Source organism: Arthrobacter sp. J156 (assembly GCF_056172865.1).
Window position 1 is genome coordinate 2,872,342 of the sequence record NZ_CM149650.1, and the last position, 23,136, is coordinate 2,895,477.

The window sequence follows — 23,136 nt, forward strand, 5'->3', positions numbered from 1 at the left end:
CCCATGCAACCCATCAACTATCAATTGGCCGCCTACAGCGACCTGTTCATGCTGATCGCCGCCATCGTCTACGCCGCGGCCTTCATCGCCTTCGCCCTGGACATGGCCAGCTCCTCCAAGACCATCCGGGCCCTGGAGGCCGAACTGGCCGAACAACAGGAGCGCACCGATGTGGCCCGCTCCTCTGAGGCCCGCCACAAGCAACTAGTCGGGGCCGTGGGCGGGCCGGCAAGCACCCCGACGCCGGGCCACGGCCCGGGCACGACGACATCACCGGCCGCCGGGAACGCGGGGGGCGGCCTGGTGGACGAGGACATGGACTACACCGGGGCCACGCGCCGCCCGGCCGCCAACGTCGCGGTGGCACTGATGGTCATCGCCGCCGCCCTGCACGCCTTCGCGGTCATCGCCCGGGCCCTGGCCGCGCGCCAGGTGCCGTGGGGCAACATGTACGAGTTCTGCACCACCGGCGCACTGCTGGTCTCCGTGGTGTACCTGCTGTTCCTGATCCGCAAGGACATCCGCTTCCTGGGGACGTTCGCCTCCGGGCTCGTGGTCATCATGATGGCCGCGGCCACCATGGGCTTCCCCACCCCGATCGCATACCTGCAGCCGCCGCTGCAGTCCCCGTGGATCGTCATCCATGTCTCCATCGCCGTGCTGGCCTCGGCGCTGTTCACCCTGACCTTCGCAACGAGCATCCTGCAGCTCATCCAGCACCGCCGCGAGGCCAAGGCACCCACTGGCGCCACCGGCGGGTTGGCCTTCATGCGCCTGGTCCCTTCGGCGCTGAGCCTGGAGAACTGGTCCTACCGCCTCAATGCGGTGGGCTTCATGATGTGGACGTTCACCGTGATCGCCGGTGCCATCTGGGCCGAGGCCTCCTGGGGCCGGTACTGGGGTTGGGACACCAAGGAGGTCTGGAGCTTCGTCATCTGGGTCGTCTACGCCGGCTACCTCCACGCCCGCGCCACCCGCGGCTGGACCGGGGAACGCGCCGCTTGGCTGTCGATCATCGGCTACGCCTGCGTGGTGTTCAACTTCACCATCGTCAACATCTACTTCCCCGGACTGCACTCCTACGCTGGCCTTCCCTCATAGAAACGCGGAGAGGGACCGATAACTCAGGACGTCAGAAGCCGACCTCTCACCTACAGCGGATGAGGCCTCGTCGACCTGTGCCCAACCAGGGTCCGGCACCGGCGGACCGATCCGACCTTGAAGCCCAGCAGCCAGGACGTAGGTCCTAGCCCCATAGGCGCAGCGGGGACACCCGGGTGCGGCTAAGCCTCGATCCGGGAGTGTCAGACGAACGGTGTATCTGGTCCTGGCCTGACCGAAAGGAAAGGCGATGACCGATGTCATCGAGATGATTGATCCTGTGACGGGAGAGATCATCGATCAGCAGCAGATCGCGGAGCAGCTGCTCGCGGAAGCGAAGGAGAAGGGCGTCAGCCTGGTCGGCCCGGACGGGCTGCTCGCCGGGCTAACGAAGCGGGTGCTGGAGACTGCGCTCGAGGTCGAGATGACCGAGCACCTCGGTTATGACAAGCACCAGCCCAGCACCGGCGAGAATGCCCGTAACGGGACGCGGGCGAAGACCGTGATGACCGAGGTCGGTGCAGTGCAGATCGACGTTCCCCGGGATCGTGAGGGGTCGTTCCAGCCGAGGATCGTGCGCAAGCGGCAGCGTCGGCTGGACGGGATCGACGAGATCGTGCTGTCATTGACCGCGCGCGGGCTCACGACCGGTGAGGTCGCGGCGCACTTCGACGATGTCTACGGAGCCAGCGTCTCGAAGGACACGATCTCGAAGATCACCGACAAGGTGATCGAGGAGATGACCGAGTGGCAGAACCGTCCGTTGGACCGCGTCTACCCGGTGGTGTTCATCGACGCGATCGTCGTGAAGGTGCGGGACGGGCAGGTGCGCAACAAACCGTTCTACGTCGCCGTCGGCGTCACCACGGGCGGGGAACGCGACATCCTCGGGATCTGGGCCGGCGACGGTGGTGAGGGCGCGAAGTTCTGGCTCGGCGTGCTCACCGAGATCAAGAACCGCGGCGTCGAGGACGTCTGCATCGTCGTCTGCGACGGGCTGAAAGGCCTCCCGGACGCGATCAACACGACGTGGGAGCTGACGACGGTGCAGACATGCATCATCCACCTGATCCGCAACACGTTCAAATACGCGTCGCGGAAGTACTGGGACCAGATCGCCCGCGACCTCAAGCCGGTCTATACCGCCGTCAACGAAGCTGTCGCGAGGGCCAGGTTCGAGGAGTTCGCCGAGAAGTGGTGCACCATGTATCCCGCGATCCGGCAGCTCTGGGAGAACGCATGGGCGGAATTCATCCCGTTTCTGGACTACGACGTCGAGATCCGCCGCATCATCTGCTCCACGAACGCGATCGAGTCGCTCAACGCCCGCTACCGGCGCGCCGTCCGTGCCCGCGGGCACTTCCCCAACGACGCTGCCGCGCTGAAATGCCTGTATCTCGTGACCCGGTCGCTTGACCCGACGGGGCAAGGTCGGGCACGGTGGGTCACGAGGTGGAAGCCCGCGCTCAACGCCTTCGCTATCACCTTCGAAGGCCGAATCAACTGACAATGCGCCAGGCCAGATCCACCGTTAATCTGACAGACCCCCATGGTGTGCAGTAGTTCCTTTCGAGGTAACACAAATGGCACCCACAGCGTGGGTGTTGTCAAAAGTTCAGATCGTGTCCCGCCAAGAACTGGATCTGGACTTAATGCTTCCGAGAAGGCCCGCCTAGTGCGGGCCTTCCTCTTTTAAGAGGCGATACGGCCGATAGGCAGTTCCTCCTGACCGCTAACGAATGTCATGTCGATAGCGGCGAGCTTCTCAGCAACGGCATGTGCGATGAACTCACTAGCCGACTGCCCTTGGTGATCTGCAACAGCGAACAACTTTTCTGCGTCTGCAACGGGGAGCCGGGTAGTCAGAACATGACGGTCCCCTTTAGAAGGGCGTCCTCCGCGTGCGCGTTTCTGAATTGCCATGCCCCTCACGTTAGTTTCTGAAACGCTGGGGACCGGACATAAAGTACGGCGTGTCGGCTTCATCTCTTTTAGAAGCCTTTTGCGACGGCGGCGGCTGCGGCGAGCCAGGCTCGTTGGGTGGCTGGCTGGAGTGCGTCGTAGCGGATGGGTCCGTTGACCAGGGCGGGGTCGTAGGGGATGCGGACAACGGCGCGTACATGGGGGGCGAAGCCGTCAGCGATCCGTCGGGCCTCGTCCTTGGCGCGCTTGAGCGCATCACCGCTCATGCTGCGCTTGGCGTCGGTGGACTCGGACACGATCACGACGGCGTTGCGGGCCAGTTCGGCGTCGTGGCCGCCGCGGGATTCCAGCGTTTGGAGGGTCAGACGCGCGGCTTCGGCGCGGTCTTCGATGGCTGTCACGGGGACCACGAGCTGGTTGGTGTGATGGATCATTCGCCGCCAGTTGGCGGCGCGGGCCGTGTTTCCGGAGTCCATGACGATCAAACGGTAGTAGCGGGTGAGTACCTGGTGGGCGATGTCCACCTCCTCTGCGGTCACTTCGTGGTCGCCCTCCTCGTTTTCGTCCGAGCGCAGGACGTCAAACTTGTCTGAGGTCTGGTGGTGGACGAACTGGGCGATCTCGGCTGCTTGGGCGCTGGGGGAGAGCAGGGCATGGGATGAGTCGATGAGGTCCAGGACGCTGTTGTTGTGGCCGCCCTTTTCGGTGCGCCAGCCGAGGGTGCCCTGGGATTCGTTGTTGTCCCAGGCGACGGTCGCCGCGCCGCTGTAGCGGGCCAGAATCGCGCTGAGCATGACGACGGTAGGGGTCTTGTTCGCTCCGCCCTTGCGGTTGACGACAGCTACAGTGCGGGGGCCCGGCCAGTGCTGGCTCACTGTGCGGATGCCCTCGCGTTCGGCCAGCTCTTCAGGCGAGGGGTCCATGCGGAAGCCCAGGCGGCTGAGAACGCCACGCCAGCCGCGCGTGGCCGGCTGGAGCACGGGCGCGCTGATGAGGAATGAGGTGTCTTTGAGGCTGCGCTGAGTGGCAGGCTCAGCTGCAGCTGCTGTGGCGGCCCGTGCGGGTCCCTGGGCGGCCGCGTGTTTAACAGCTGCATCGAAGGTCACTGGCGCATCGTCGGCAGGGCGTGTCGGCACTTCTTCGGCCGGAGAGGCATCGGGCACCGAACCTGGCGTGGGAGCAGGCGCGGCCGTAGTCGTGGCCTTGGCTGTTTCGGGCGAAGGGGCTGCCGTAACGGGCAAGGTGTCCTGCTCCCGCTTGGGGGTGGGCTTGATCGGAGCGGCCTCGCTGACAACACCTTCGGGGGAGACGATGATGAGGCCCTGCCCGTCCGGATCGGTGGTGCTGACGCGGACGGGTCGGCCGAGCTGAGCAGCGGTTTCAGAGATGAGGCGTAGCGCCTCGCCAAGGACAGCGGCTTCGTCGGCGGCCTCGATAGCGTGGGAGGTTCCGTTGATGGTGACTTCGCCGGTTCCGTTGGTCCGCAGAACGGCGTTGATCTTGGGGAAGTCGAGTGCTTGAGTTTCCATCATCTGTCCTTACTTTGTGCCGTTCGGGGGCGTGAAACGGTTGACCTGCCAGGGCTTGTCGGCTGCGCTGCGGAGCAGTTGCACGTCGTAGTCGCCGGCATCGGTGGGAAAGACGACATGGCAGCCGAAACCGTTGTTCTCATCGATCTTGAGCTTGCCCGTTCCAGTGATCCTGGTGACCGGGATGTTGGCCGGGTCAACGTATTGGTAATCGGCGGTTGCTTGGGCGGTGAGGAGCTGGCCGAGCTCCTGGATCCATTCCTTGTCGGTGACAGTGGGACGGGCATACAGCGTCATGGCCTCGGTCGCGGTTTCCAACGCAGCTGTTTTGCTTCCCTCGTCCCAGGCAATGCCTAGCGTGGCCGGCGCTGTGCCGCCGGGAGCTTGGGGCTTACCGCCCGCGCTGAGCGTGGCTGAGCTGGCGGCGGAAGCACTGGGCGATAGTTCCGCGGACGTAGAGCTGGATACCGGCGCGCATGCCGTGCACACGAGCAGGGCCGCGAGGGCTGTCAGGGCGCGTTTCATGGTTCCTCCGGGTAGTCGCTGCCGGGCAGGTAGAGAAAGGCGCTGGGAGTGCTGTTCTCTACTGTGCGGGTGTAGTAGGTGTGGTCGTTCGGGGCGGGGTTGCCGTTGTAGCCCTCTTCCAGGAAGCTGCCGTCACCGTTAACGGCTTTGACGACGGCGACGTGGCCGTAAGTGCCATCGGCGCCCCCGGTGCCGGGGGAGTACCAGACGACAGAGCCGACACGTGGCGTTCCACCGGTCGGCCAGCCCTTGGCATCCCAGCCGTCTTTCCAGGTAAGGGCAGAACCGAGCACGGCACCGTCAGGCCGGAAGGTGCCGTTCAGCACCTTGTAGGGGGCGGTGGTGCTGCCCAGTTGCTGGTTGACACGCCAGAGGGCGAAGTCGACGCATTCGCGGTTGAACATGCCCAGCGGGGATGGCTCATAGATCTTGGCCGTGCGCCACGGCAGATCATCGTCTCTACCGGATTGGCCAGGGATCCCACAGGAGCTTTCCCCGCCGGCATCGGTGATCTGAACGTCGCCCAGAGCGGCGACGACCTCGACGGCGGCCGCCCAGTAGGACTGGTAGTGGAACGGGTCGGCGTTGCGCTGGACCCTGTGCGCGGCCGTGGTGGGCTCGAGCTGTTCCCACCCGCTGACCTTCTGCAGGGCGGTAAAGAAGCTCGTCGCTGAAGTCGTTGGGTTCATGCGGTCCGCGTAGGACCCCCACGCGCCGTTGTCGCGCTGCTGGAACAGTCCCCGGGAGTCAGGGCCCGGCCCGTCGCCGTAGTCCAGGACACGCAACCCGGATTCGCCCATGGCCGTCATGACACCGATCGTCTGCCCCCGGGCCGACAGACCAAGGGCTTTGCCTGCATTGATGACCAGAGCCGCGTTCTTCAGTTGCTCGCCCTCGTAACCGGCAACAGCGACTTTGGGCAGCTGGCTTGCGTCAACGCTGACGCTGGACCCGGTTGGTGAGCAGACATCGGCCGCGGCCTGGGAGCCCCCGCCGAACAGGATGATGGACAGCACCAAGCCGACGGGTGCAAGGACGGCGCCGGCGACGAGCGCGGGCGCGCTCGTTCGTGATTGCATGTGTCCCCCTCACATCTGCTCGTCCACTGCTGCGCCCTAGGGCTGGTCCTCGTCGTTCACTTCTGGTGTCTGGCCCTTCCTGAGCGTGTTCCGGTTCTCCCAGACCCAGTCCTTGACTTGATCTCTGGCGATTAACCATGTCTTCTCGACTTGGTAAGCAGGAATCACTCCGGTTTGGAGCCAGCGGTAGACGGTGTTCCGGGACAACCCGAAGATCTCTTCGAGGTCCTGAGGCGTAAGACGCTCCGGGTACTTGGCGAAGAGTGCTTCCAGGTACTTGGGGTCCACGCTCAGTCCGTCCCACCGCATAGAGCCATCGTAGACCACAAATTGGTACTGTGATGTACTGGAAGTGACTGAAAGGTACTAAAGCTGTTGCTGAGGGTCACTTTTGGCCTTTCGTGTCGGATGGTACCGATACGATCTTTGCGGACATTAGTAGGGGATGTGAAATGCCGGTCTCAAAGAATCGCTGGGTGACACTCGGCGCAGAAACTATCGACGAACCCGTTTCAGCTATCCCGGAAGAGCCGCCTTTCGTCCCTACGGGGGCGACGAGGCCGCAGCTGAGTGTTCCGCAACCGGACCATGCGGACCGGCTTCCCCGAAGGAACGTTGCGGGGAGGGAACCGAGCTTTTGGTGGCTTGGCGTCCACGGCGGCGCTGGCGAAACGTCGCTTGCACGCCTGGACAAGAGAACCAAAGCCGCGGAACATCAGTGGCCTTTGACGGCAGCCGGATCCGTGATCGTCCTGGTTGCGCGGTCCAATATCCCGGGCCTTCGTGCAGCACGGCTGGCTGCAACTGAATGGGCTTCCGGTTCTCTTTCCGGGATCCACCTCGCCGGCCTGGTGGTCATGGCTGACGCTCCCGGACGGCTCCCCAAAGAGATCCGCGACTTCGCCCGCGTCGTCGGTGGGGGAGTGCCCCACATGTGGCATTTCCCCTGGGTGGACGGCTGGCGTTATGGCCATGACGTCGCCACCGAGGAACTTCCCAAAGAAGCCCGCACCACTCTTGAACAGGTCCAGATTGCAGTAACTGCCACTGCCGGACTCACGGCTAAGTAGAAAGTAGAAACTGATGTTGTTTTCCAAGGCCATGGAATGGTCAAGCTTTGCCATCACTGAGATACCGAACCCGGGCACAGGTGAAGCGCCTCCCGGCTCTGAAGGTTTGCTGACAATCCTCAAATGGGTCGCATGGATCGTCTTCGGCCTTGCCGTGGCGGGCATCCTGATCACAGCCGGAACGATGATGATCAACAACCGACGCGGAGAGGGCGGCGAGCATGCCGGCCGTCTGGCATGGGTCCTCGGCGGGTGCATCCTGGCAGCCTCCGCTGGCGGCGTCGTAGGCGCCCTGGTCTAAGGAGCCGAGCCATGACTGAACCGACAGTGAACGAAGACCAGAATCCGCTGACCAAACCTAAGTTCATCATCTCGGCCGTTGTCGTGGCGATCATTGTCGCGCTCGGGGCAATCCTGGCCCTGGTTCCCAGAGGTGGCGGAACGGCGTCCCCTGAACCGAGCTCCACCAGCACGAGCACCAGCAGCCAACCTACGGCGACGTCGGGGGCCAGCGTGTGCGGCCTGCCATCCGGTGATCAGGCGAAACCGGCCACTACACCCGCTGACACCAAATGGGAATTGGTCGGCAAGATCGCCGCACCAACGTCGCCCACCCAGTTCGGCCCCGGCAAGACCGAAGACAACGGCCTCCGTTCCTGTTTCGCACACTCACCGACCGGTGCATTGTATGCAGCGGCAAACATGACTGCGTTGTCCGCAGCTGGAAAAGCGGACCTCGTTTATCAGCAGTTGGCCGTACCAAGCCCGGAGCGAGATGCGGTGCTGAAGTCATCCCCAACAGCCGCCCCAAACTCCGTGACCGCCCAATTGGCCGGCTTCACATTCCGTTCTTACGAGGCTGATCGAGCTGTCATTGATCTCGCCTTCAAGGGTGCAAACGGAACTTTCGTCTCTATTCCGGTTCCGCTCCAGTGGTACGAGGGCGACTGGAAGTTCGTTGTGCCGGCTACAGGGGACACTGGGGCGCGACAGCTCAATGACCTCAGTGGTTACGTTGAGTGGGCGGGTGTCTAATGGCTGACTGCTCCGGCTTGAACGCAATAAATCCCTTTTGCCAGGCAGGGGCGGCCATCGAAGATGTCGCCAATGATGCCGTCAAGAACATGGCGAAAGCTATTGCCGATGCCGTAGGCCAAACAGTCCAAACGCTCGGGACATTTTGGGTGAACGTGGGAACTCCCGCTCTCACCGCAGCCCCGGGAGGGTCTACCGCGAGTGACCCGGTGTTGTTCCTGCAGAACAGTCTCTACTTCTGGACCGCTTCCCTGGCCGTGATGTCTGTCCTCGTGGGTGCAGCCAAGATGACGATTGAGCGCAGGGGTGCACCCTTGCGGGATCTGGTGCGTTCGCTGGCGACCCTAATCGTCGTCTCCGGCGCCGGTGTGGCGGCAGTGGGACTGCTGACGGTCGCGGCGGATCAGTTCTCTGCCTGGATCATCACTAATTCCACGAACGGGACCTCGTTCAACGAGAACATCACGGCCCTGTTGGCGCTTTCGGCCACCAGCCCGATCGGTTCGATCATGATCATTCTCCTGGGGCTCATCGCGATTCTGGCCTCCGTAATGCAGATCGTGCTCATGATCATCCGCGGTGGCCTGCTCGTCATCCTGACAGGGATCTTCCCTACGGCTGCAGCTTTCAGTAACACCGAGGCCGGCAAGGGTTGGTTCCAGAAGTGCACAGCTTGGCTGATCGCTTTCATTCTCTACAAGCCCGCGGCCGCCATTATCTACGCGACGGCCTTCCAACTCAGCGGCAGCAAGATCTTCGGAAACGTTGGTGACGGCAAGGACTTCGGCTCCGCGCTCCTGGCAACGGTCACCGGACTGGCTCTGATGATCATTGCCTTGTTCGCCATGCCAGCCCTCATGCGGTTCGTCACCCCGATGGTTGGTGCTGTAGCTGGTGGCGGTGGCGCTCTGGCTGCAGGGACGGTCGGCGCACTGGCTTCCGGCGCAATCAGCATGGGCAGCGCCGGACGCGGCGGCGGATCATCCACCAGCTCGACGACAACCAGCAGCACCTCGAGCCAAAGCCCTGGATCGCAGGGCCCTTCGGGCACTGGCAGCCAGGGAACGGCAGGAACGTCCGGCACCGCGGGAACGAACGGCACCCGGGGTTCGGGAGCCACGGGTGCGCAACCAGGAACGGGCCCGGCAGCATCCTCCGGTGGAGGCAGTGGGGCTGCGGCCAGCGGAGCGCCCGCCAGCGGTGCAGCTGCGGCCACAGGTGCAGGCGGTGTCGCCGTACTGGCCGCACAGAAGGTCGCAGAAGCAGGCCACGCCGCTTCCGGTGCCATCAAAGACATGAGCGAAGAATCCACGGGGGGTGCCTGAAATGGCAGCGATCGAGAACACATACAGGGAACCGACCTACGGCAACTGGCGGCGTCCCCGCAAAGCGGGCATCGGCACCCTTGGTGGGCTGGCAACAGCCGGTTTGTTTGTGGGCCTCATCATCACGGTGATCTGTCTCTTTGTCGGCGGCTGGTTCGCCGGGCTCATTGCTCTGTTCATTCTTGGGGTGGCGCTGGCCGTCGTCTCGGTGACCGACAAGCACAACAAGTCCGTAGGGGAGCGGGGCTTCGCCCGGATGGCGTTCCGCTCCGCGCGGCGCAAGAAGGCCAACATCTACCGCTCCGGTCCGCTGGGGCTGACGCCTTGGGGCGAATTCCAGCTGCCTGGGATCTCCGCCGGTTCCAAGCTTTACGAGTTCACCGACTCCTATGGCCGCCCCTTCGCGCTGATTCACCTTCCCTCCACCGCGCATTACACCGTTGTCTTCGGCACCCAGCCCGACGGGGCGTCCCTGGTCGATCCCGAGCAGATTGATGCCTGGGTGGCTAACTGGGGCGGCTGGCTGGCCTCGTTGTCGAATGAACCTGCCGTCGTGGCTGCATCCGTCACGGTCGAAACCGCACCCGATTCCGGGGCACGGCTGCGCAGGGAAGTTGAATCGAACATCCATGACGACGCCCCTGCCATTGCCAAGGCCATGCTCCGCGAAGCCTTAAACACCTACCCGCAGGGATCGGCCACGATCCGCGCCTGGGTCGCGCTGACGTTCAGCGCCGCTGCCCGGGCCGGCGGCAAGCGACGCACCGCAGAAGAGATCGCAAGGGATCTCGCCTCACGGCTTCCCAGCCTGACCGAACGTCTGGAATCCACCGGCGCCGGGGCCTGCGCCCCGTTGAACGCCCAGGAACTGTGTGAGGTCGTTCGGGTCGCTTACGACCCTGCAGCGGCCCGGCTCATCGACGAAGCCCACTACCAGGGCACACCCGTTGACCTGGACTGGGGCGATGTCGGACCGTCCGCCCACCAATCCAACTGGGACGGCTACCGCCACGATTCCGGGCACTCGGTGTCGTGGACGATGACGGGCGCCCCGCGCGGACACATCCTGGCATCAGCGCTGGGCCGCCTCGTCGCGCCGCACGGGGAGATCGACCGCAAGCGCGTCACCTTGCTGTACCGGCCGATCGAAGCCGGCCGTGCGGCCGCCATCGTGGAGTCCGACCAGACGAGCGCCCTGACCCGGGCCTCCTCGACCAACCGGCCCACTGCACGCGCTCTGGTCGATGCACGCGCGGCGCAGGCCACCGCGGCCGAGGAAGCCAAGGGTGCCGGGCTGGTCAACTTCGGCATGGTGGTCACGGCCACGGTGCTGTCCGCCCGGGACCTTGAGGACGCCGTGGCCGTGGTGGAGGGCAACCTCGGCCCGTCGGCACGTCTGCTGTTGCGGCGCGCGTACGGCTCACAGGATTCTGCCTTTGCCGCGTCCCTGCCACTGGGGCTGGTCCTGCCCAAGCACTTGAAGGTTCCCGAAGAGATCCGCGAGGCCATGTGATGTTCGGCAGCAAGACCAAGCACCAGCGCACACCGGCCCCAGCATCGAAGCTCGCCCCCGCGGTCGCCCGCCGCCCGGGCCTGCGGGGCTGGCGCGGCCGCGGACAGGGCGAAGCCGTCTACGTCACCGCCGCCGACGAATGGCGCGGAACCTCCGTCCAGGTCTGCGGTCTCTGGCCATTCGTCGGCGGGTCCGGCACCCCGATCCTGGGAGTTCCAATCGGCGTTCACACCGACACCGGAGCGCCCTTCAGCGCCGATCCCATCAGCTGGTTCATGCACGGCATGATCAACAACCCCTCCATGTTCGTCCTCGGCCTGCCGCATTACGGCAAGTCCACCCTGGTCCGGCACATCGTCCTGGGCCTGGCAGGCCGGAGCATCAACCCTTTGATCCTCGGTGACCTGAAACCGGACTACGTTGACCTGATCGAAGCCCTCGGCGGGCAGGTCATCAGTCTGGGTCCTGGACGCGGCCACCTGAACGTCCTGGACCCCGGTGAAGCCACAGGAGCCGCCGTCAGGCTGCTCGCCTCAGCCGAGGAACACCGGGCCAAGGCGAACCGGACCCTGAACGAACCAGAGGGCGACCAGGCCGCGGCCGCGCAGCTGCTGGCTGCAGCTGTGAAGGCGGAGAAGCTGGCTGAACAGCTGATGGCCGACTCGCACAACCGGCGCCTGAACATGATCACCGCGCTAATCACCATCGTGCGGAACGCCAAGCCCAGCGCCCACGAGGAATCCCTGATTGACCGGGCACTGCACATCCTGGACGAACGCCTTGACCGCGTTCCCCTGATCGGGGACCTGATCGAGGTCATCAAAGACGCCCCCGACGAGCTGCGCGCGATCGCCCTGGACCGTGGTGACATGAGCCGCTACCTCGACGCGACCGACCAGCTGCGCCAGTCGCTGTACTCCCTCGACGGCTCGGGCCGGTTCTCGGACATGTTCTCCCAGCCCACGGATCAGCCGATGGACCTGACCAAACCCGTGGTCTTCGACCTGTCAGGGATCTCCGACACCCAGCGGGACATTCAAGCGGCCTGCCTGCTGGCCTGCTGGTCAACAGGGTTCGCCACCGTCCAGGTGGCCCACACCCTCGCCGACGCCGGCCTGGAACCGCGCCGTAACTACTTCGTCGTCATGGACGAACTGTGGCGGGCCCTGCGCTCCGGCGAGGGCATGGTCGACCGGGTTGACTCGCTGACCCGCCTGAACCGGACCGAAGGCGTCGGGCAGGCAATGATCACGCACACCATGAGCGACCTCGAAGCCCTGCCGACTGAGTCCGAACGGATGAAAGCGCGCGGTTTCGTCGAACGCTCCGGCATGGTCGTCTGCGGCGCGCTCCCCGGGGCCGAAATGGAAAAACTCAACAAAGCCGTCACCCTCTCCCGGGCCGAACAATCCCGCCTCATCTCATGGGCCGACCCGGGATCGTGGACCGACGTCGGCGGATCCCGCAAACGAGTACGCCCGGGCCTGGGCAAGTTCCTCTTCAAAGTCGGTGGCCGCCCCGGTATCCCGGTCGCGCTCAAGCTAACCAGCGTCGAAAAATCGCTCCACGATACAAATAAGCGCTGGACGAAAATTCAGAGCGCGGAAGGGGAGAACTGATGGGTGCCCCAAGCAGCGGCAAACGCTCACAGCTCGACACGGAGACAATCCTGCTCTGGGTCTTCATCACCGTCGTGGTGCTCGGTGTCGGCTCGGTGGCCGGAGCCGTGCACCTAGGCTCGCTCCTGTCCAAGGATGGCCAGAAGCTGCCGGCGAACCCGTTTGAATTGGTCTTCGGCCTGCTCTCGCAGAAGGTCACGTGGCCGGCGGCCGCCACCTGGGTGCTGATCGGCTTCAGCGTCCTCATCATCGTCGTGGCCGTTCTGGTGCTCCGTGGGGTGCTGCGCCGGCGATCCAAGCGAACCCGTGTGGACGCCGCGGCCCAGCACATGGCCAAAGGCCGGGACCTGCGCGCTTTGAGCCTGCGCGGGGCCACGGCCACGGCCGAACGTCTCGGAGTGAAGGGCTCACCTGGCGTCCCGGTCGGGAAAACCGTCCTGGGCGGGCAGATGGTCTACGGATCCTGGGAAGACATGCACATCGATATCTGGGGGCCCCGCACGGGCAAGACAACCTCCCGGGCCATCCCCGCGATCCTTGCCGCCCCCGGCGCCGCTTTGGTGACCTCGAACAAGCGGGACATCGTGGACGGAACCCGCGATGTCCGGGCGGCCGACGGGCCGGTCTGGGTCTTCGACCCGCAGTCCGTCGCACTCGAGGAACCCTCCTGGTGGTGGAACCCCCTGTCCTATGTCACGGATGAAGTGAAAGCGGCCCGCCTCGCGGACCACTTCGCGGCCGGTTCCCGCGGCCCTGATGCCAAGACGGACGCCTACTTCGATCCGGCCGGCCAGGACCTCCTCGCCGGGCTCCTGCTCGCCGCAGCCCTTGACAGCCGGCCGATCACGCAGGTCCACACCTGGCTGACCCGGCCCGCCGACGACGAAGCAGTGGACATCCTCAAGGCCCACGGCTTCACCCAGACCGCGAACGCTGTCGGCGGCGTGATCAACGCCCCCGAGAAGCAACGCGGCGGCGTATACGGCACGGCCCTGCAAATGGCCTCCTGCCTCACCAACCGCCAAGTGGCCCGCTGGGTGACACCCCAAGGCCACGACGATCGGCGGCCCCAGTTCGACCCCGCAGCATTCGTCCGCTCCAAGGGGACCCTGTACAGCCTGTCCAAAGAAGGCAAAGGCACTGCCGGCCCGCTGGTGACGGCGCTGACTGTAGCCACGGTCGAGGCCGCCGAAGAACTTGCCGTCCACTCGCCCGGCGGCCGGCTAGCCACCCCCATGATCGGTGTTTTGGATGAAGCAGCCAACGTCTGCCGGTGGCGCGAACTTCCGAACCTCTACAGCCACTACGGCTCCCGGGGCATCGTCCTGATGACCATCCTCCAGTCCTGGTCCCAGGGCGTGGAGGTTTGGGGTCGCGACGGGATGCGCAAGCTCTGGAGCGCCTCCAACATCAAGGTCTACGGCGGCGGCGTCGCCGAGGCCGAGTTCCTCAACGAGCTCGCACAGCTCGTGGGCGAATATCGGTACTCCAACATGACCAGAAGCCGCTCCAAACAGGGCACTTCATACAGCCACGACGACGACCGCAAGGAACGCACGCTGGACGTATCTGACCTGGCCGCATTCCCTCGCGGCCGCGCCATCATGTTCGCCTCCGGCGCCCCAGCGGCACTGCTGGAAACAGTGCCTTGGATGAGCGGTCCCCACGCTGAAGCGGTCCGGGCCTCCATCGCCGCACACGACCCGGCTAACCGGCCGGCGACCGCGGCCGGGAACCGCTGGGTCACCGCAGGTGCCTCTAATGAGTGAGGGCCTGGGGGAGTGGGACGACGAGCCGGAGTGAGTATTCGAAGGCTTGGAGGCCATCCGATATTGCCGTTCGGGGCCAGTGATATTGCCGGTGGGGGCCAGCAGTGGCGTCGGTGGGGGCCACTGGTCCCCACCGACGGTCCTGCTACTGATTCTGCATGGCGTGTTCGCGCATGTTGTGCGTGCCGGTATCGACCCAGATGGTGTTGTGCACGATTCGGTCCATGATCGCGTCGGCGTGCACCCCGGAGCCAAGCCGTTGATGCCAGTCCTTCTTGGCGTACTGGGTGCAGAACACTGTCGAGGAACTGTCGTACCGGCGCTCAAGCAGCTCCAGGAGCATGCTTCGCATCCCTTCGTCCGGGTGGTCAAGCAGCCACTCGTCGATCACCAGCAGGGTGAACGCGGCGTACTTCTTTAGGAACTTCGTAGCTCCCAGCGGCTTGTCCCTGGCCAGGGCCCAGGCTTCCTCGAGATCGGGCATCCGGATGTAGTGGGCCCGGATCCGGTGTTGGCAGGCCTGCTTCGCCAGCGCGCACCCGAGGTAGGACTTCCCCGAGCCGGTGAAGCCCTGGAACACCACGTTCTGCTGCCGCTCGATGAACGAACACGTGCCGAGCTGCGCGATGACGTTGCGGTCCAGGCCGCGTTCGTCCACCCTGTCGAGCCGGCGCAGGTCGGCTGCCGGGTAGCGCAGTCCGGCCCGCCGGACCAGGCCCTCGACCTTGGCGTGGTTGAAGGTGGAGTGGGCCTCGTCGACGACCAGACGCAGCCGGTCCTCGAAACTCATCCCGAGGATCAGGTTCTCGTCCTGCGCCTCCAGCGCCGCCAGCAAAGGGGCGGCTCCCATCTCGCGGAGCTTGCGCTTGGTCTCGGTATCGATCCCGCTCACTTGGCGCCTCCCGCGTAGTAGTCGGCGCCGCGAACGTACCCGCCGAGCTCCGCTGGCTCATCCCGTGGGGGCCTCAGCCTCGGGGCCTGGTCCTGGCCGGTGGCCAGGAGCGGTTGCAGATGCGCATAGCGCGGGGATCTGATCCTGCCACCCAGGGCGATCCGGCAGGCGGCCTCCACCCGCTCCGCGGAATACCGCCGTGCCAGACGCAGCACGGCCAGGGCGGCGTCCAGGCCCTGCTCTTCCACGGGAACGGATTCGAAGATCCGGTTCACCACCACCACGGCGGATGGGCCGATCCGTCCCGCCCATTCCCGGGCCCTCGGCGCGTCCCAGGGCTGATACCGCCCGCCGGCGGGCAGGTCGGCGTCATTGGTGCGGTACTCGTTGGCCGAGCCTGCCGGCAGCAGCAAGTGGCTGCTCAGCCGCTCGACGCCCCGGTAGACCTCGAGCATCCGGTCGGTGATGCGCAGGTCGATCGTGGTGCCGATATGGGCGAAGGGCACCGAGTAGTGGTTCTTCTCCCAGGCGACGTGTCCGTTGCGGGCCACCCTGCGCCCATAGACCCACCGGCTGATCTCGTAGGCCACCTGCGGCAGCGGCGTCAGCAGGGGCCGCTCCTCGGCGGTGAACACGCTGGTCCTGGACCCGGGCCGCTTCTGGAACGGCTCCGCGTTATAGGTCGCCACCCGCTCGGTAACCGCGGCCTTCAGCTGCGGCAACGAGTCGAACCGCTGCTCCCGCAGGTCAGCGATGACGCGCATGGCCACGTGCCAGACCGTGTTTTCCACGCTGGCCTTGTCCTTAGGAGACCTCACCCTCCCCGGCAGCACGGCAGCCGAGTAGTGCGCGGCCATCTCCCGGTAGGCATCATTCAGGACGACCTCGCCCTCACGGGGATGACTGATCACCCCGGTCTTCAGGTTGTCCGGCACGATCCTGGGCACCGAGCCGCCGAACGCCTCGAACATCGACACGTGCGCCCGCAACCAGGTGTCCTGCTTCATATCCAAGGTCGGCTCGACGAAGGCGTAGCGGCTGAACGGCAGGCACCCCACGAACAAGAACACCGTCCGGGTCGCGCCAGTGACCGGACCGTGCAGCTGCATCGTCGGCCCGGACCAGTCCACCTCGACCGTCTGCCCGGCCTTATGCCCGACCCTCGAGGCGGCCCCGGTGACCAGCACGTGGCGCTGGTAGGTCCGGCAGAACCGGTCGTATCCCATCGCCGGCTCGCTGCCGGCCGCGCAGCCATCAGCGTATTCGCCGTGCAGCAGCTTCAACGTCACCCCGACCCGCGCCAGCTCCCGATGAACCCGCTCCCAGTCCGGCTGGGCGAACACGCTCTGATGCTCACCACGACCCGGGAACAACAACTCGTAAACCTCGCCGTGGGCAAGGTCCTTAATCTCGTCCCAGCCGATACCGGCAGCGTCGGCGGCCTCCAGCACCGCCGTGACCGATTTCCGGGACATGCCCTGCGACGCCGCGATCACCCGGCCGGACAAGCCCTCGGCCCGCAACTGCAACACCAGCTTGGCCCTGATCTTCCGTACCATTGATGGTTCTCCTTCCGCCGTGCGCCCTATACGTACGGCGGAAGGAGCCTAAGCGCGCGGTGGCCCCCAAGCACGCCACTGCCGGTCCCCACGCTCAATATCGGGCGATGAGCGCACCGGCCCCCGAACGCACGACCGGTGGACCCCAACGAAGCGAATATTCAGCCGGAGGACACCGCAGTCCCCACCGAGCCAGCCGAGGAGGACTCAGACGCCCCTGAGCTGTTCTACCCGAACGTCGCCGAATTCGTCAGCAAGAAGCTGGCCACCAGCTACCGCCGGCAGCTCAATGTCCAGGGCGGTGTCACTTGGTGCCCGCAGTGGTGGAAACACGCCGAAGCGATCAGCCGCCTCGAAGCGCTCTGGCGCGCCTGGGAGTTCCTGCGCTTGGACGGCACCACAGGAATGAGCGTGTGGTGGCGCGACCATGCAGACCACCACATGTCTGTTCTGCTCTCAACAGACGGGCCGTTCAAGGGCTGCAACCCGGACGACGGCCACCGATCCAAACTCGCTCCACTACCCTGCGAGGAACCACCTCCAGGGCTGTTCTAAAGCGTTGTTCTCAGCCAAGCTCACGGTGACCACGCGCGCTGTCGATAGTTGTGGGCAATCCGGGTTATCCACGGCTGAAAACCGGGAGCCATCGGGAAAGCTCCCTTAGCAGCAGTAGCGGTGGATAACCCATCAGGATTGTCCCCGGCTGTGGGCAGCGGGTTTGCTACTACCCAAACACCTGTTGGATGTGCGGGCCCAGGCACCATGAGGCTGCCTCAACCGCATAGAAGGGATTCAGCGGCCGGGTAAGGCCTGTAGCGTGAGTGCATGCAAATCAAGCTGGATAGAACAACGTGGACGCGAGGAGCCGCACTCCCAGACGGTGTAGGTGGATTCGGCGAAGTTTACCTCGCATCCAACTCTGAAACAGAACATGCCGTGGCCAAGTTCGTGAAGAAGGACCCGGGAGCGACTCGTGAAATGTTCATCGGGGAGTCATTGGGAGCGACCGCCTACCCTCACATTGTTCCCATCCTCGACTCTGGTGAGCACGAGGACTTCTGGGTACTCGTAATGCCCCGAGCTGAAATGTCACTCGCCCAGCGGCTGGCGCTGCCTGAACCAGTAGAACTGGCGGAGTGCGTACAGATCTTGACAGACGTAGCACAGGCTTTGGCCAGCATTGAGAACAAAATTGTGCACAGGGACCTAAAGCCAGGGAACGTACTGCTGTTGGACGGCACGTGGTGCCTAGCTGACTTTGGTATAGCCCGTTATAAGGATGCAAAGACTGCAACTGACACCCGCAAGGGCAATTTGAGCCTGCCGTATGCCGCGCCTGAACAATGGCTGATGCAGCATTCCGACTCGGCCGCCGATGTTTACGCCTTCGGAATCATGGCGTACGAGATGGTTGCGGGTCATCGACCGTTTTCCGGTCCGACGCAAGGGGACTACCGACATCAGCATCTGACAGTCACGCCCGCCCCGATAAAAGCTGGAACTACTCGCCTGCGTAACATAATCATGGAGTGCCTAAATAAGGCACCTGAAGCTCGGCCCAGACCGGCAAATATCTTGTCACGGCTGGAAAAGGCCACGCTTGAACCCGCTCTCCGTGGCACTCGTAAACTGGCAATATTCGACAGCGAAGTACTCAGCCGACAAGCCCAAGCTCACGCGGAGCGCCGGGCTATGGACGAGGTAGCAGCCAAGAGAAGCCGGCTCTTCGACTCATCAGTGGCAATGTTCGAATCAATTTCCCAGCCATTGTTTGAGGAGATTGCAGATAACGCCATCTCTGCGAAGTTTTTGACGCCCGCACCCCCGAACATGACCTTCGTAGCCGAACTAGAAGGGGCCCGGCTTGGACTCAGCCGCCCCATATCGGAACCGGACTGGGACGGCCCATTTGATGTCATCAGCAGCGCAGTAATTAGCGTTACACGTGAACGTCACAGCCATCGCGGCTGGATAGCCCGCAGCCACTCTCTGTGGTTTTGCGACGCACATAGGGCAGGCGAGTACGGATGGTACGAAATGTCCTTTATGAGCACACGGCCAGCAGATGTGCATAGTGATCTGCAGCCCTTCTCCCGCAAGCCAGGAGAGGCGGTTCAGTACTTTGAAGGCGTATACGGGGTAGGCCAGCTTGCATGGCCAGTGAGTGAAATCGACAGGGACGACACCAGTGAGTTCATGGACAGATGGATCGGTTGGTTCGTAGCTGCAGCCGAGAAAACTCTGGACGCACCCACCACAATGCCCGAGCGTGTAAGCCAACGGAGCTGGCGAACGAAATAGCCCTGCACGCCTAGTACGGCCTTTCAACCACCTCGCGCTCGGTGCAAGCACAGAAACCCGCAATACCCGGACTTAAGGTGGCCTTGCGAGCTGTCCATGGTTGGGGTCAATCGGGGATATCCACGGCTGGGATTGGGAGCCCTGCCGGTAGCTGCCGCAGCAGGGCTGGCTGTCAGATTGAAATCCAAGACTGCTCCCTGGGCATGTGCAGGAACTTGTTTTCGCATCCAATTCTGACGGTCTTTTAGCGCTGCCTGACGTCAGGTTGGGGTGTGCTTGAAATCCACTGCTGCCCAGGTGAACCATGCTAAGCGAGGGGCAAATTCGATCTCCAAGCTGCAAGTCAGTAAGAGCGCGCTTGAATAGGCAGAATGAGCGGAATTAAGGATTCACGGGTTGGTAGCGTCCGCATGTGCAGTTGGCGCTGCCTTACTCCGGCTGCCTCAGGAGTTGCACCGCCTTGCAGTCGTGAAAGTGGTATGCCTTCCTGCCGTCGAAGCTGTCCCTTAGCCACACGATGAGTCCGTCGGTTGTCTTAGCCTCCACCCTTCCGGTAACAAATTCTCCAGTCTCTGCCTCTTCAAACGACATGACATCACCAGGGCCGAGACCGGTCCAGGTCAGGAGTGGGTGCTTCTCCACAGCTTCCTATTGTTCTTCGTCATTACGTGCCGGCAGTTCTCTTGCTGTTTTGGTATCGAAGCTTTTCTCGGGATGCAGAGAATCTGGCGTGGCCGTTCCGTGGGATCATTGCCGATCGTCGTTACTCCTGCTCACAGCAAGTCAGCCTCTTGGATTACGCCGAAGGGGACATGCGGGCTGAGGGCGACGATATATGTTGTAAATTCGATCCTGGTCACGAGAACCCCGCAGTCGGTTGCTTCTGTGCAAAGGGCGGAAATCGCAAGGTCCAATTCCCTGTCCCTCGAAGCGTGGTCTTCGACCCTGACAGTTATTACTGAGGCCTCATTGGGCATTGGGTGCTCCTTTCAGCTCCATAAACATGGCCTGGACAAGTGCTCCGGAGGCGAATTTTCGTCGTGACCTTCTGTATGGTCAGGAGGAGGGTGCGGGTCGCGAGGTGGATGAACAATGCGCCGAATGCTTGTCCTCGCTTGGTGGGGCCAGTCGGGGCGATGTGTACGAGTCGGATTGTCCTCGAGCCCCCGACGCTCCATATTGGGCTATCTAAAAGCCAGTTGCTGCAGCACCTAACAGACAGCAGGTCCTCGGCTTTAGACGCTTATTGTGAAGCTCAAGTCCCATAAACGTGGTTTCGACCGGCCCCTTGATTTATCTAGGTCCCACCGCAAACCCAGCAATGCGGGCGAATTCGACTGGGTCAAGGCTCGCACCTCCCACGAGCACCCCGTCGACGTCGGGCTGATTGAGGATGAAGGATGCGTTGGAAGCCTTGACCGAGCCGCCGTATAGAAAGCGAACTTGCTGTCCTTGCTCGGGGCCGAAAAGGCGCCCAAATTCGGTCCGGAGAGCTTTGCACATCTCCTGTGCGTCTTCGGGTCCGGCCACGGCTCCGGTGCCTATGGCCCAAATTGGTTCATAGGCTATGACCAATTGTCCGGCTTCGTGAGAGGTAAGGCCTTTGACGCCCGCTCGGAGTTGGTTGAGTGTGTGTTCGAAATGCTTGCCTGCTTGGCGAACCTCCAGGGTTTCCCCAACGCATAGTACTGGCACAACTTCGTGTCGCAGGGCGGCTATGACCTTGGCATTTAGGACGTCGTCTGTTTCGCCATGAACGCTTCGGCGTTCGCTGTGCCCAACCAGGACGTAGCGACAGCCGAGGGCGGCGAGGAACTGGCCGCTGATGTCGCCGGTATAGGCGCCGGAGTCGTAGGGAGAAAGGTCCTGCCCACCGTATGCGAGCGGGACAGTACTGTCGCCAACAGCTAGTTCTGTTGCAGGCAGGGCCGTGAAGGGGGGAAATACTGCTACTTCGACAGGCATGCGGTCATGCCGGGAGTCGTCAAATACTGCCAGCAACTGTTGCAGCACCTCCGCCGCCTTTTGATGATCGAGATTCATCTTCCAGTTGCCGGCGATGAGGGGAATACGTTCCGACAGGGTAGGCACAGTTGCTCCAGATGAGTGAAGGGCGGGGACTTTTAGGGAAGCCAGGGCGAGGCGACCTGAAGTGGCAGCCTCGCCCTCTGGTGTTACTTTTCGTACTGGTGGTAAACCTTGCCGACGATTTTCCACTCGCCATCCTGCTTGAGGAGTGTGTGAAAGTCGGTGTAATCAGCGCCTACCGCGTCGTTTTCCATGTCAACGCGTGCGACCGCGATCGTGGGTGCAATGCCGAGGATATCGACGCGTGCAATGACGTTTGGCGCCTCGCCGCTGGTCTTTACGAAGGAGTAGAGATTCGAAATGGGGCCGCCGACCAATGAACCGTCTGTGAAGCCGTACATAGTTGCGTCGTCGCGGAAGGCCTCACTGACCTTCTCCGGGTTGCCCTGGCGGACCCCCTCGACATAGGCATTGACTGTTTCTACGACGGCCAGGTAGTCGGAGGTGGGGACGTTCTTGATGTTCTTGCTCATGGTCTTCTTTCGCTCGGAGTTATCTGTTTGACGGAAGGGCCTGAGATCCTCTGGGTGTATGGGCCAGACGTCTCATTCGTCCGACAGAAATGGTTGACGGGCCCTTCGATGCTGATACCAGGTAAAGGTCATGCAGACGCACGCTCAGGGCATACTTCGAATCGCGTCAGGGCAAGACCTATCTTCGGTTCGCCGAAGCGGGATCAGATCTTCGTCGGTAAGAATCTAGCACCGCTATATATACTTGTATAGGGTTGTCTAGATACTAATGATCGATGTTGGGGAGCGCAATGCCGTACTCGTCATTTGGCAAATCCGACCTGTCCTGGTGTCCTCTGCGCAGGAGGTCACGGTGGCCAGACCAAGGCGGTAGGAAGGTATCGGAAAGGCGAATGGAGCTGCGTGGCCTCAGCAGGCAGTCGGCCCAAGTGCGGCCGGCAGACGCCGCTAGGGGGACCGACCTCCAAGCCCGAACCGCGCGCACCGCATCTTGCCCTCTTTCAACCTGTCCAGTCCGCCTATAATTGCCTTCAACATATAGACCCCGTCACGGACGCGAGAACAACACGATGCCACGAATAGACAAGATCAACCGGGATCGGGTCCCGTTCGCCGTGGCCGCCCAACTGCGGGAACTACTTCTTAACGGCGACTATGCCCCCGGAGACAAGCTCCCCCCGGAGCGGAGCATGGTAGATCAGTTCGGGGTCGGCCGTAGTTCGATCAGGGAAGCCCTCCGCATGCTGGAGGCCGAGAATCTGGTCCGCACCGTTCATGGCGTGGGTGTCCTGGTGGTCGACAGCCAAAGTGAGCCCGTTAACGAAGAGGCTGACCAGAGCGGTTTGAGGTCTCTGCTGCTGGAAGGATCGACTGTCTTGGAGCTCTTGGAGGCCCGCCGTGGTTTGGAGGAGACGTCGGCTGGACTAGCTGCCACCCGCCTGACTCCGCAGGATGAGAAAGTCCTGCGTGAAATGGCGGCTCAATTCGAGCAGGTGGAGTCCGCGGAAGATTATGTCGCACTCGACGTGGAGTTCCATCTCGCGATCGCGCGTGCCGCTAAGAATCGGATCCTCCTCCGGCTCACCGAGGATATCCGGCAGGGGCTAGTTGGGTTTTCGTCGCGCGGCATTCAGATGAGGGGCCGTCGTGAACGAGCGACTGCCGAACACAAGGCCATTATGGAGGCGATCGTAGCGCGCCGCCCGGGCGCCGCGAAGGCTGCCATGCTCAAACATCTCGAGGAGTCTGAACGTGACCTGCTGGCGGTAATTGACCGGCATGACGGGGTAGGCAACCCAACACAGGAGAGTGCATAGGACCCGTGCCGGCGGGGTT

At 63.3% G+C, this 23,136-nt stretch carries 21 protein-coding genes; 12 read left to right on the plus strand and 9 right to left on the minus strand.

The features are described 5' to 3' along the window. Window positions 1-3 precede the first annotated feature (3 nt). Together ccsB and AC0QR5_RS13255 are read left to right on the plus strand one after the other, a co-directional pair. On the plus strand, window positions 4-1,101 hold the full coding sequence (gene ccsB / locus AC0QR5_RS13250; RefSeq protein ID WP_329863803.1) for a c-type cytochrome biogenesis protein CcsB: 1,098 nt from the start codon (window positions 4-6) through the stop codon (window positions 1,099-1,101). 268 nt (window positions 1,102-1,369) lie between these two features. Next, entirely contained in the window at window positions 1,370-2,608 is a 1,239-nt protein-coding gene (locus tag AC0QR5_RS13255; RefSeq protein WP_475372533.1) for an IS256 family transposase, read from the plus strand. A gap of 484 nt (window positions 2,609-3,092) precedes the next feature. On the opposite strand, the gene AC0QR5_RS13260 is transcribed toward AC0QR5_RS13255, so the two are convergent. Genes AC0QR5_RS13260 through AC0QR5_RS13275 form a run of 4 tightly spaced genes read right to left on the minus strand, consistent with a single transcriptional unit; the run spans window position 3,093 to window position 6,445 of the window. Continuing rightward, window positions 3,093-4,556 (minus strand): MinD/ParA family ATP-binding protein, encoded by a 1,464-nt coding sequence (locus tag AC0QR5_RS13260; protein ID WP_329864041.1) that lies wholly within the window; start codon window positions 4,554-4,556, stop codon window positions 3,093-3,095. A 6-nt stretch (window positions 4,557-4,562) separates the two neighbouring features. After that, window positions 4,563-5,078 carry a hypothetical protein gene (locus tag AC0QR5_RS13265; RefSeq protein ID WP_329864043.1) on the minus strand — a complete coding sequence of 172 codons (516 nt, stop codon included), beginning with the start codon at window positions 5,076-5,078 and terminating at the stop codon, window positions 4,563-4,565. After that, on the minus strand, window positions 5,075-6,157 hold the full coding sequence (locus AC0QR5_RS13270; RefSeq protein WP_329864045.1) for a CHAP domain-containing protein: 1,083 nt from the start codon (window positions 6,155-6,157) through the stop codon (window positions 5,075-5,077). The genes AC0QR5_RS13265 and AC0QR5_RS13270 overlap by 4 nt, the downstream gene beginning before the upstream one ends. 36 nt (window positions 6,158-6,193) lie before the next feature. Then, the gene (locus tag AC0QR5_RS13275; protein WP_015062447.1) at window positions 6,194-6,445 is read right to left on the minus strand and encodes a helix-turn-helix domain-containing protein; all 252 of its coding nucleotides are present in this window, start codon (window positions 6,443-6,445) and stop codon (window positions 6,194-6,196) included. 188 nt (window positions 6,446-6,633) lie between these two features. Here AC0QR5_RS13275 and AC0QR5_RS13280 point away from each other — a divergent pair, with 188 nt between their 5' ends. The 7 genes from AC0QR5_RS13280 to AC0QR5_RS13310 are packed head-to-tail and all read left to right on the plus strand — an operon-like array spanning window position 6,634 to window position 14,488. Continuing rightward, entirely contained in the window at window positions 6,634-7,227 is a 594-nt protein-coding gene (locus AC0QR5_RS13280; protein WP_329864047.1) for a DUF6668 family protein, read from the plus strand. A 13-nt stretch (window positions 7,228-7,240) separates the two neighbouring features. Next, a complete protein-coding gene (locus tag AC0QR5_RS13285; RefSeq protein ID WP_009358107.1) occupies window positions 7,241-7,528 on the plus strand; it encodes a hypothetical protein in 288 nt (95 codons plus the stop codon). Between the two features lie 11 nt (window positions 7,529-7,539). After that, entirely contained in the window at window positions 7,540-8,262 is a 723-nt protein-coding gene (locus AC0QR5_RS13290) for a DUF8175 domain-containg protein (protein WP_329864054.1), read from the plus strand. Further along, entirely contained in the window at window positions 8,262-9,587 is a 1,326-nt protein-coding gene (locus AC0QR5_RS13295) for a TrbL/VirB6 family protein (RefSeq protein ID WP_400588024.1), read from the plus strand. The genes AC0QR5_RS13290 and AC0QR5_RS13295 overlap by 1 nt, the downstream gene beginning before the upstream one ends. 1 nt (window position 9,588) lies before the next feature. Next, entirely contained in the window at window positions 9,589-11,100 is a 1,512-nt protein-coding gene (locus AC0QR5_RS13300) for an SCO6880 family protein (RefSeq protein WP_329864059.1), read from the plus strand. Beyond that, on the plus strand, window positions 11,100-12,719 hold the full coding sequence (locus AC0QR5_RS13305; protein ID WP_329864061.1) for an ATP/GTP-binding protein: 1,620 nt from the start codon (window positions 11,100-11,102) through the stop codon (window positions 12,717-12,719). The genes AC0QR5_RS13300 and AC0QR5_RS13305 overlap by 1 nt, the downstream gene beginning before the upstream one ends. Then, complete coding sequence (locus AC0QR5_RS13310; protein ID WP_329864063.1) at window positions 12,719-14,488, plus strand: type IV secretory system conjugative DNA transfer family protein; 1,770 nt, start codon at window positions 12,719-12,721, stop codon at window positions 14,486-14,488. The genes AC0QR5_RS13305 and AC0QR5_RS13310 overlap by 1 nt, the downstream gene beginning before the upstream one ends. 145 nt (window positions 14,489-14,633) lie before the next feature. Here AC0QR5_RS13310 and AC0QR5_RS13315 read toward each other — a convergent pair whose 3' ends face one another. Together AC0QR5_RS13315 and istA are read right to left on the minus strand one after the other, a co-directional pair. Beyond that, window positions 14,634-15,380, minus strand: coding sequence for an ATP-binding protein (locus AC0QR5_RS13315; protein WP_329863576.1), 747 nt, complete (start codon window positions 15,378-15,380; stop codon window positions 14,634-14,636). Next, the gene (istA, locus tag AC0QR5_RS13320) at window positions 15,377-16,939 is read right to left on the minus strand and encodes an IS21 family transposase (RefSeq protein WP_475372463.1); all 1,563 of its coding nucleotides are present in this window, start codon (window positions 16,937-16,939) and stop codon (window positions 15,377-15,379) included. The genes AC0QR5_RS13315 and istA overlap by 4 nt, the downstream gene beginning before the upstream one ends. Window positions 16,940-17,077: 138 nt before the next feature. Here istA and AC0QR5_RS13325 point away from each other — a divergent pair, with 138 nt between their 5' ends. Together AC0QR5_RS13325 and AC0QR5_RS13330 are read left to right on the plus strand one after the other, a co-directional pair. Continuing rightward, window positions 17,078-17,494, plus strand: coding sequence for a DUF4913 domain-containing protein (locus AC0QR5_RS13325; RefSeq protein WP_329864005.1), 417 nt, complete (start codon window positions 17,078-17,080; stop codon window positions 17,492-17,494). Between the two features lie 270 nt (window positions 17,495-17,764). Beyond that, window positions 17,765-19,240 (plus strand): serine/threonine-protein kinase, encoded by a 1,476-nt coding sequence (locus tag AC0QR5_RS13330; RefSeq protein WP_329864007.1) that lies wholly within the window; start codon window positions 17,765-17,767, stop codon window positions 19,238-19,240. Between the two features lie 429 nt (window positions 19,241-19,669). Here the strand turns inward: AC0QR5_RS13330 and AC0QR5_RS13335 are convergent, their stop codons facing one another. From AC0QR5_RS13335 to AC0QR5_RS13345, 3 genes are all read right to left on the minus strand, one after another. Beyond that, window positions 19,670-19,882, minus strand: a complete 213-nt coding sequence (locus AC0QR5_RS13335; RefSeq protein ID WP_329864009.1) for a hypothetical protein — start codon at window positions 19,880-19,882, stop codon at window positions 19,670-19,672. Window positions 19,883-20,533: 651 nt separating this feature from the next. After that, window positions 20,534-21,283: a triose-phosphate isomerase gene (gene tpiA, locus AC0QR5_RS13340; RefSeq protein ID WP_475372534.1), complete on the minus strand. Its 750-nt coding sequence runs from the start codon at window positions 21,281-21,283 to the stop codon at window positions 20,534-20,536. A gap of 131 nt (window positions 21,284-21,414) precedes the next feature. Beyond that, window positions 21,415-21,801 (minus strand): nuclear transport factor 2 family protein, encoded by a 387-nt coding sequence (locus tag AC0QR5_RS13345; protein WP_329864013.1) that lies wholly within the window; start codon window positions 21,799-21,801, stop codon window positions 21,415-21,417. A gap of 569 nt (window positions 21,802-22,370) precedes the next feature. Between AC0QR5_RS13345 and AC0QR5_RS13350 the strand changes: the two genes are divergently transcribed. Continuing rightward, the gene (locus AC0QR5_RS13350; protein ID WP_329864015.1) at window positions 22,371-23,117 is read left to right on the plus strand and encodes a FadR/GntR family transcriptional regulator; all 747 of its coding nucleotides are present in this window, start codon (window positions 22,371-22,373) and stop codon (window positions 23,115-23,117) included. The last annotated feature ends 19 nt before the right edge of the window (window positions 23,118-23,136 follow it).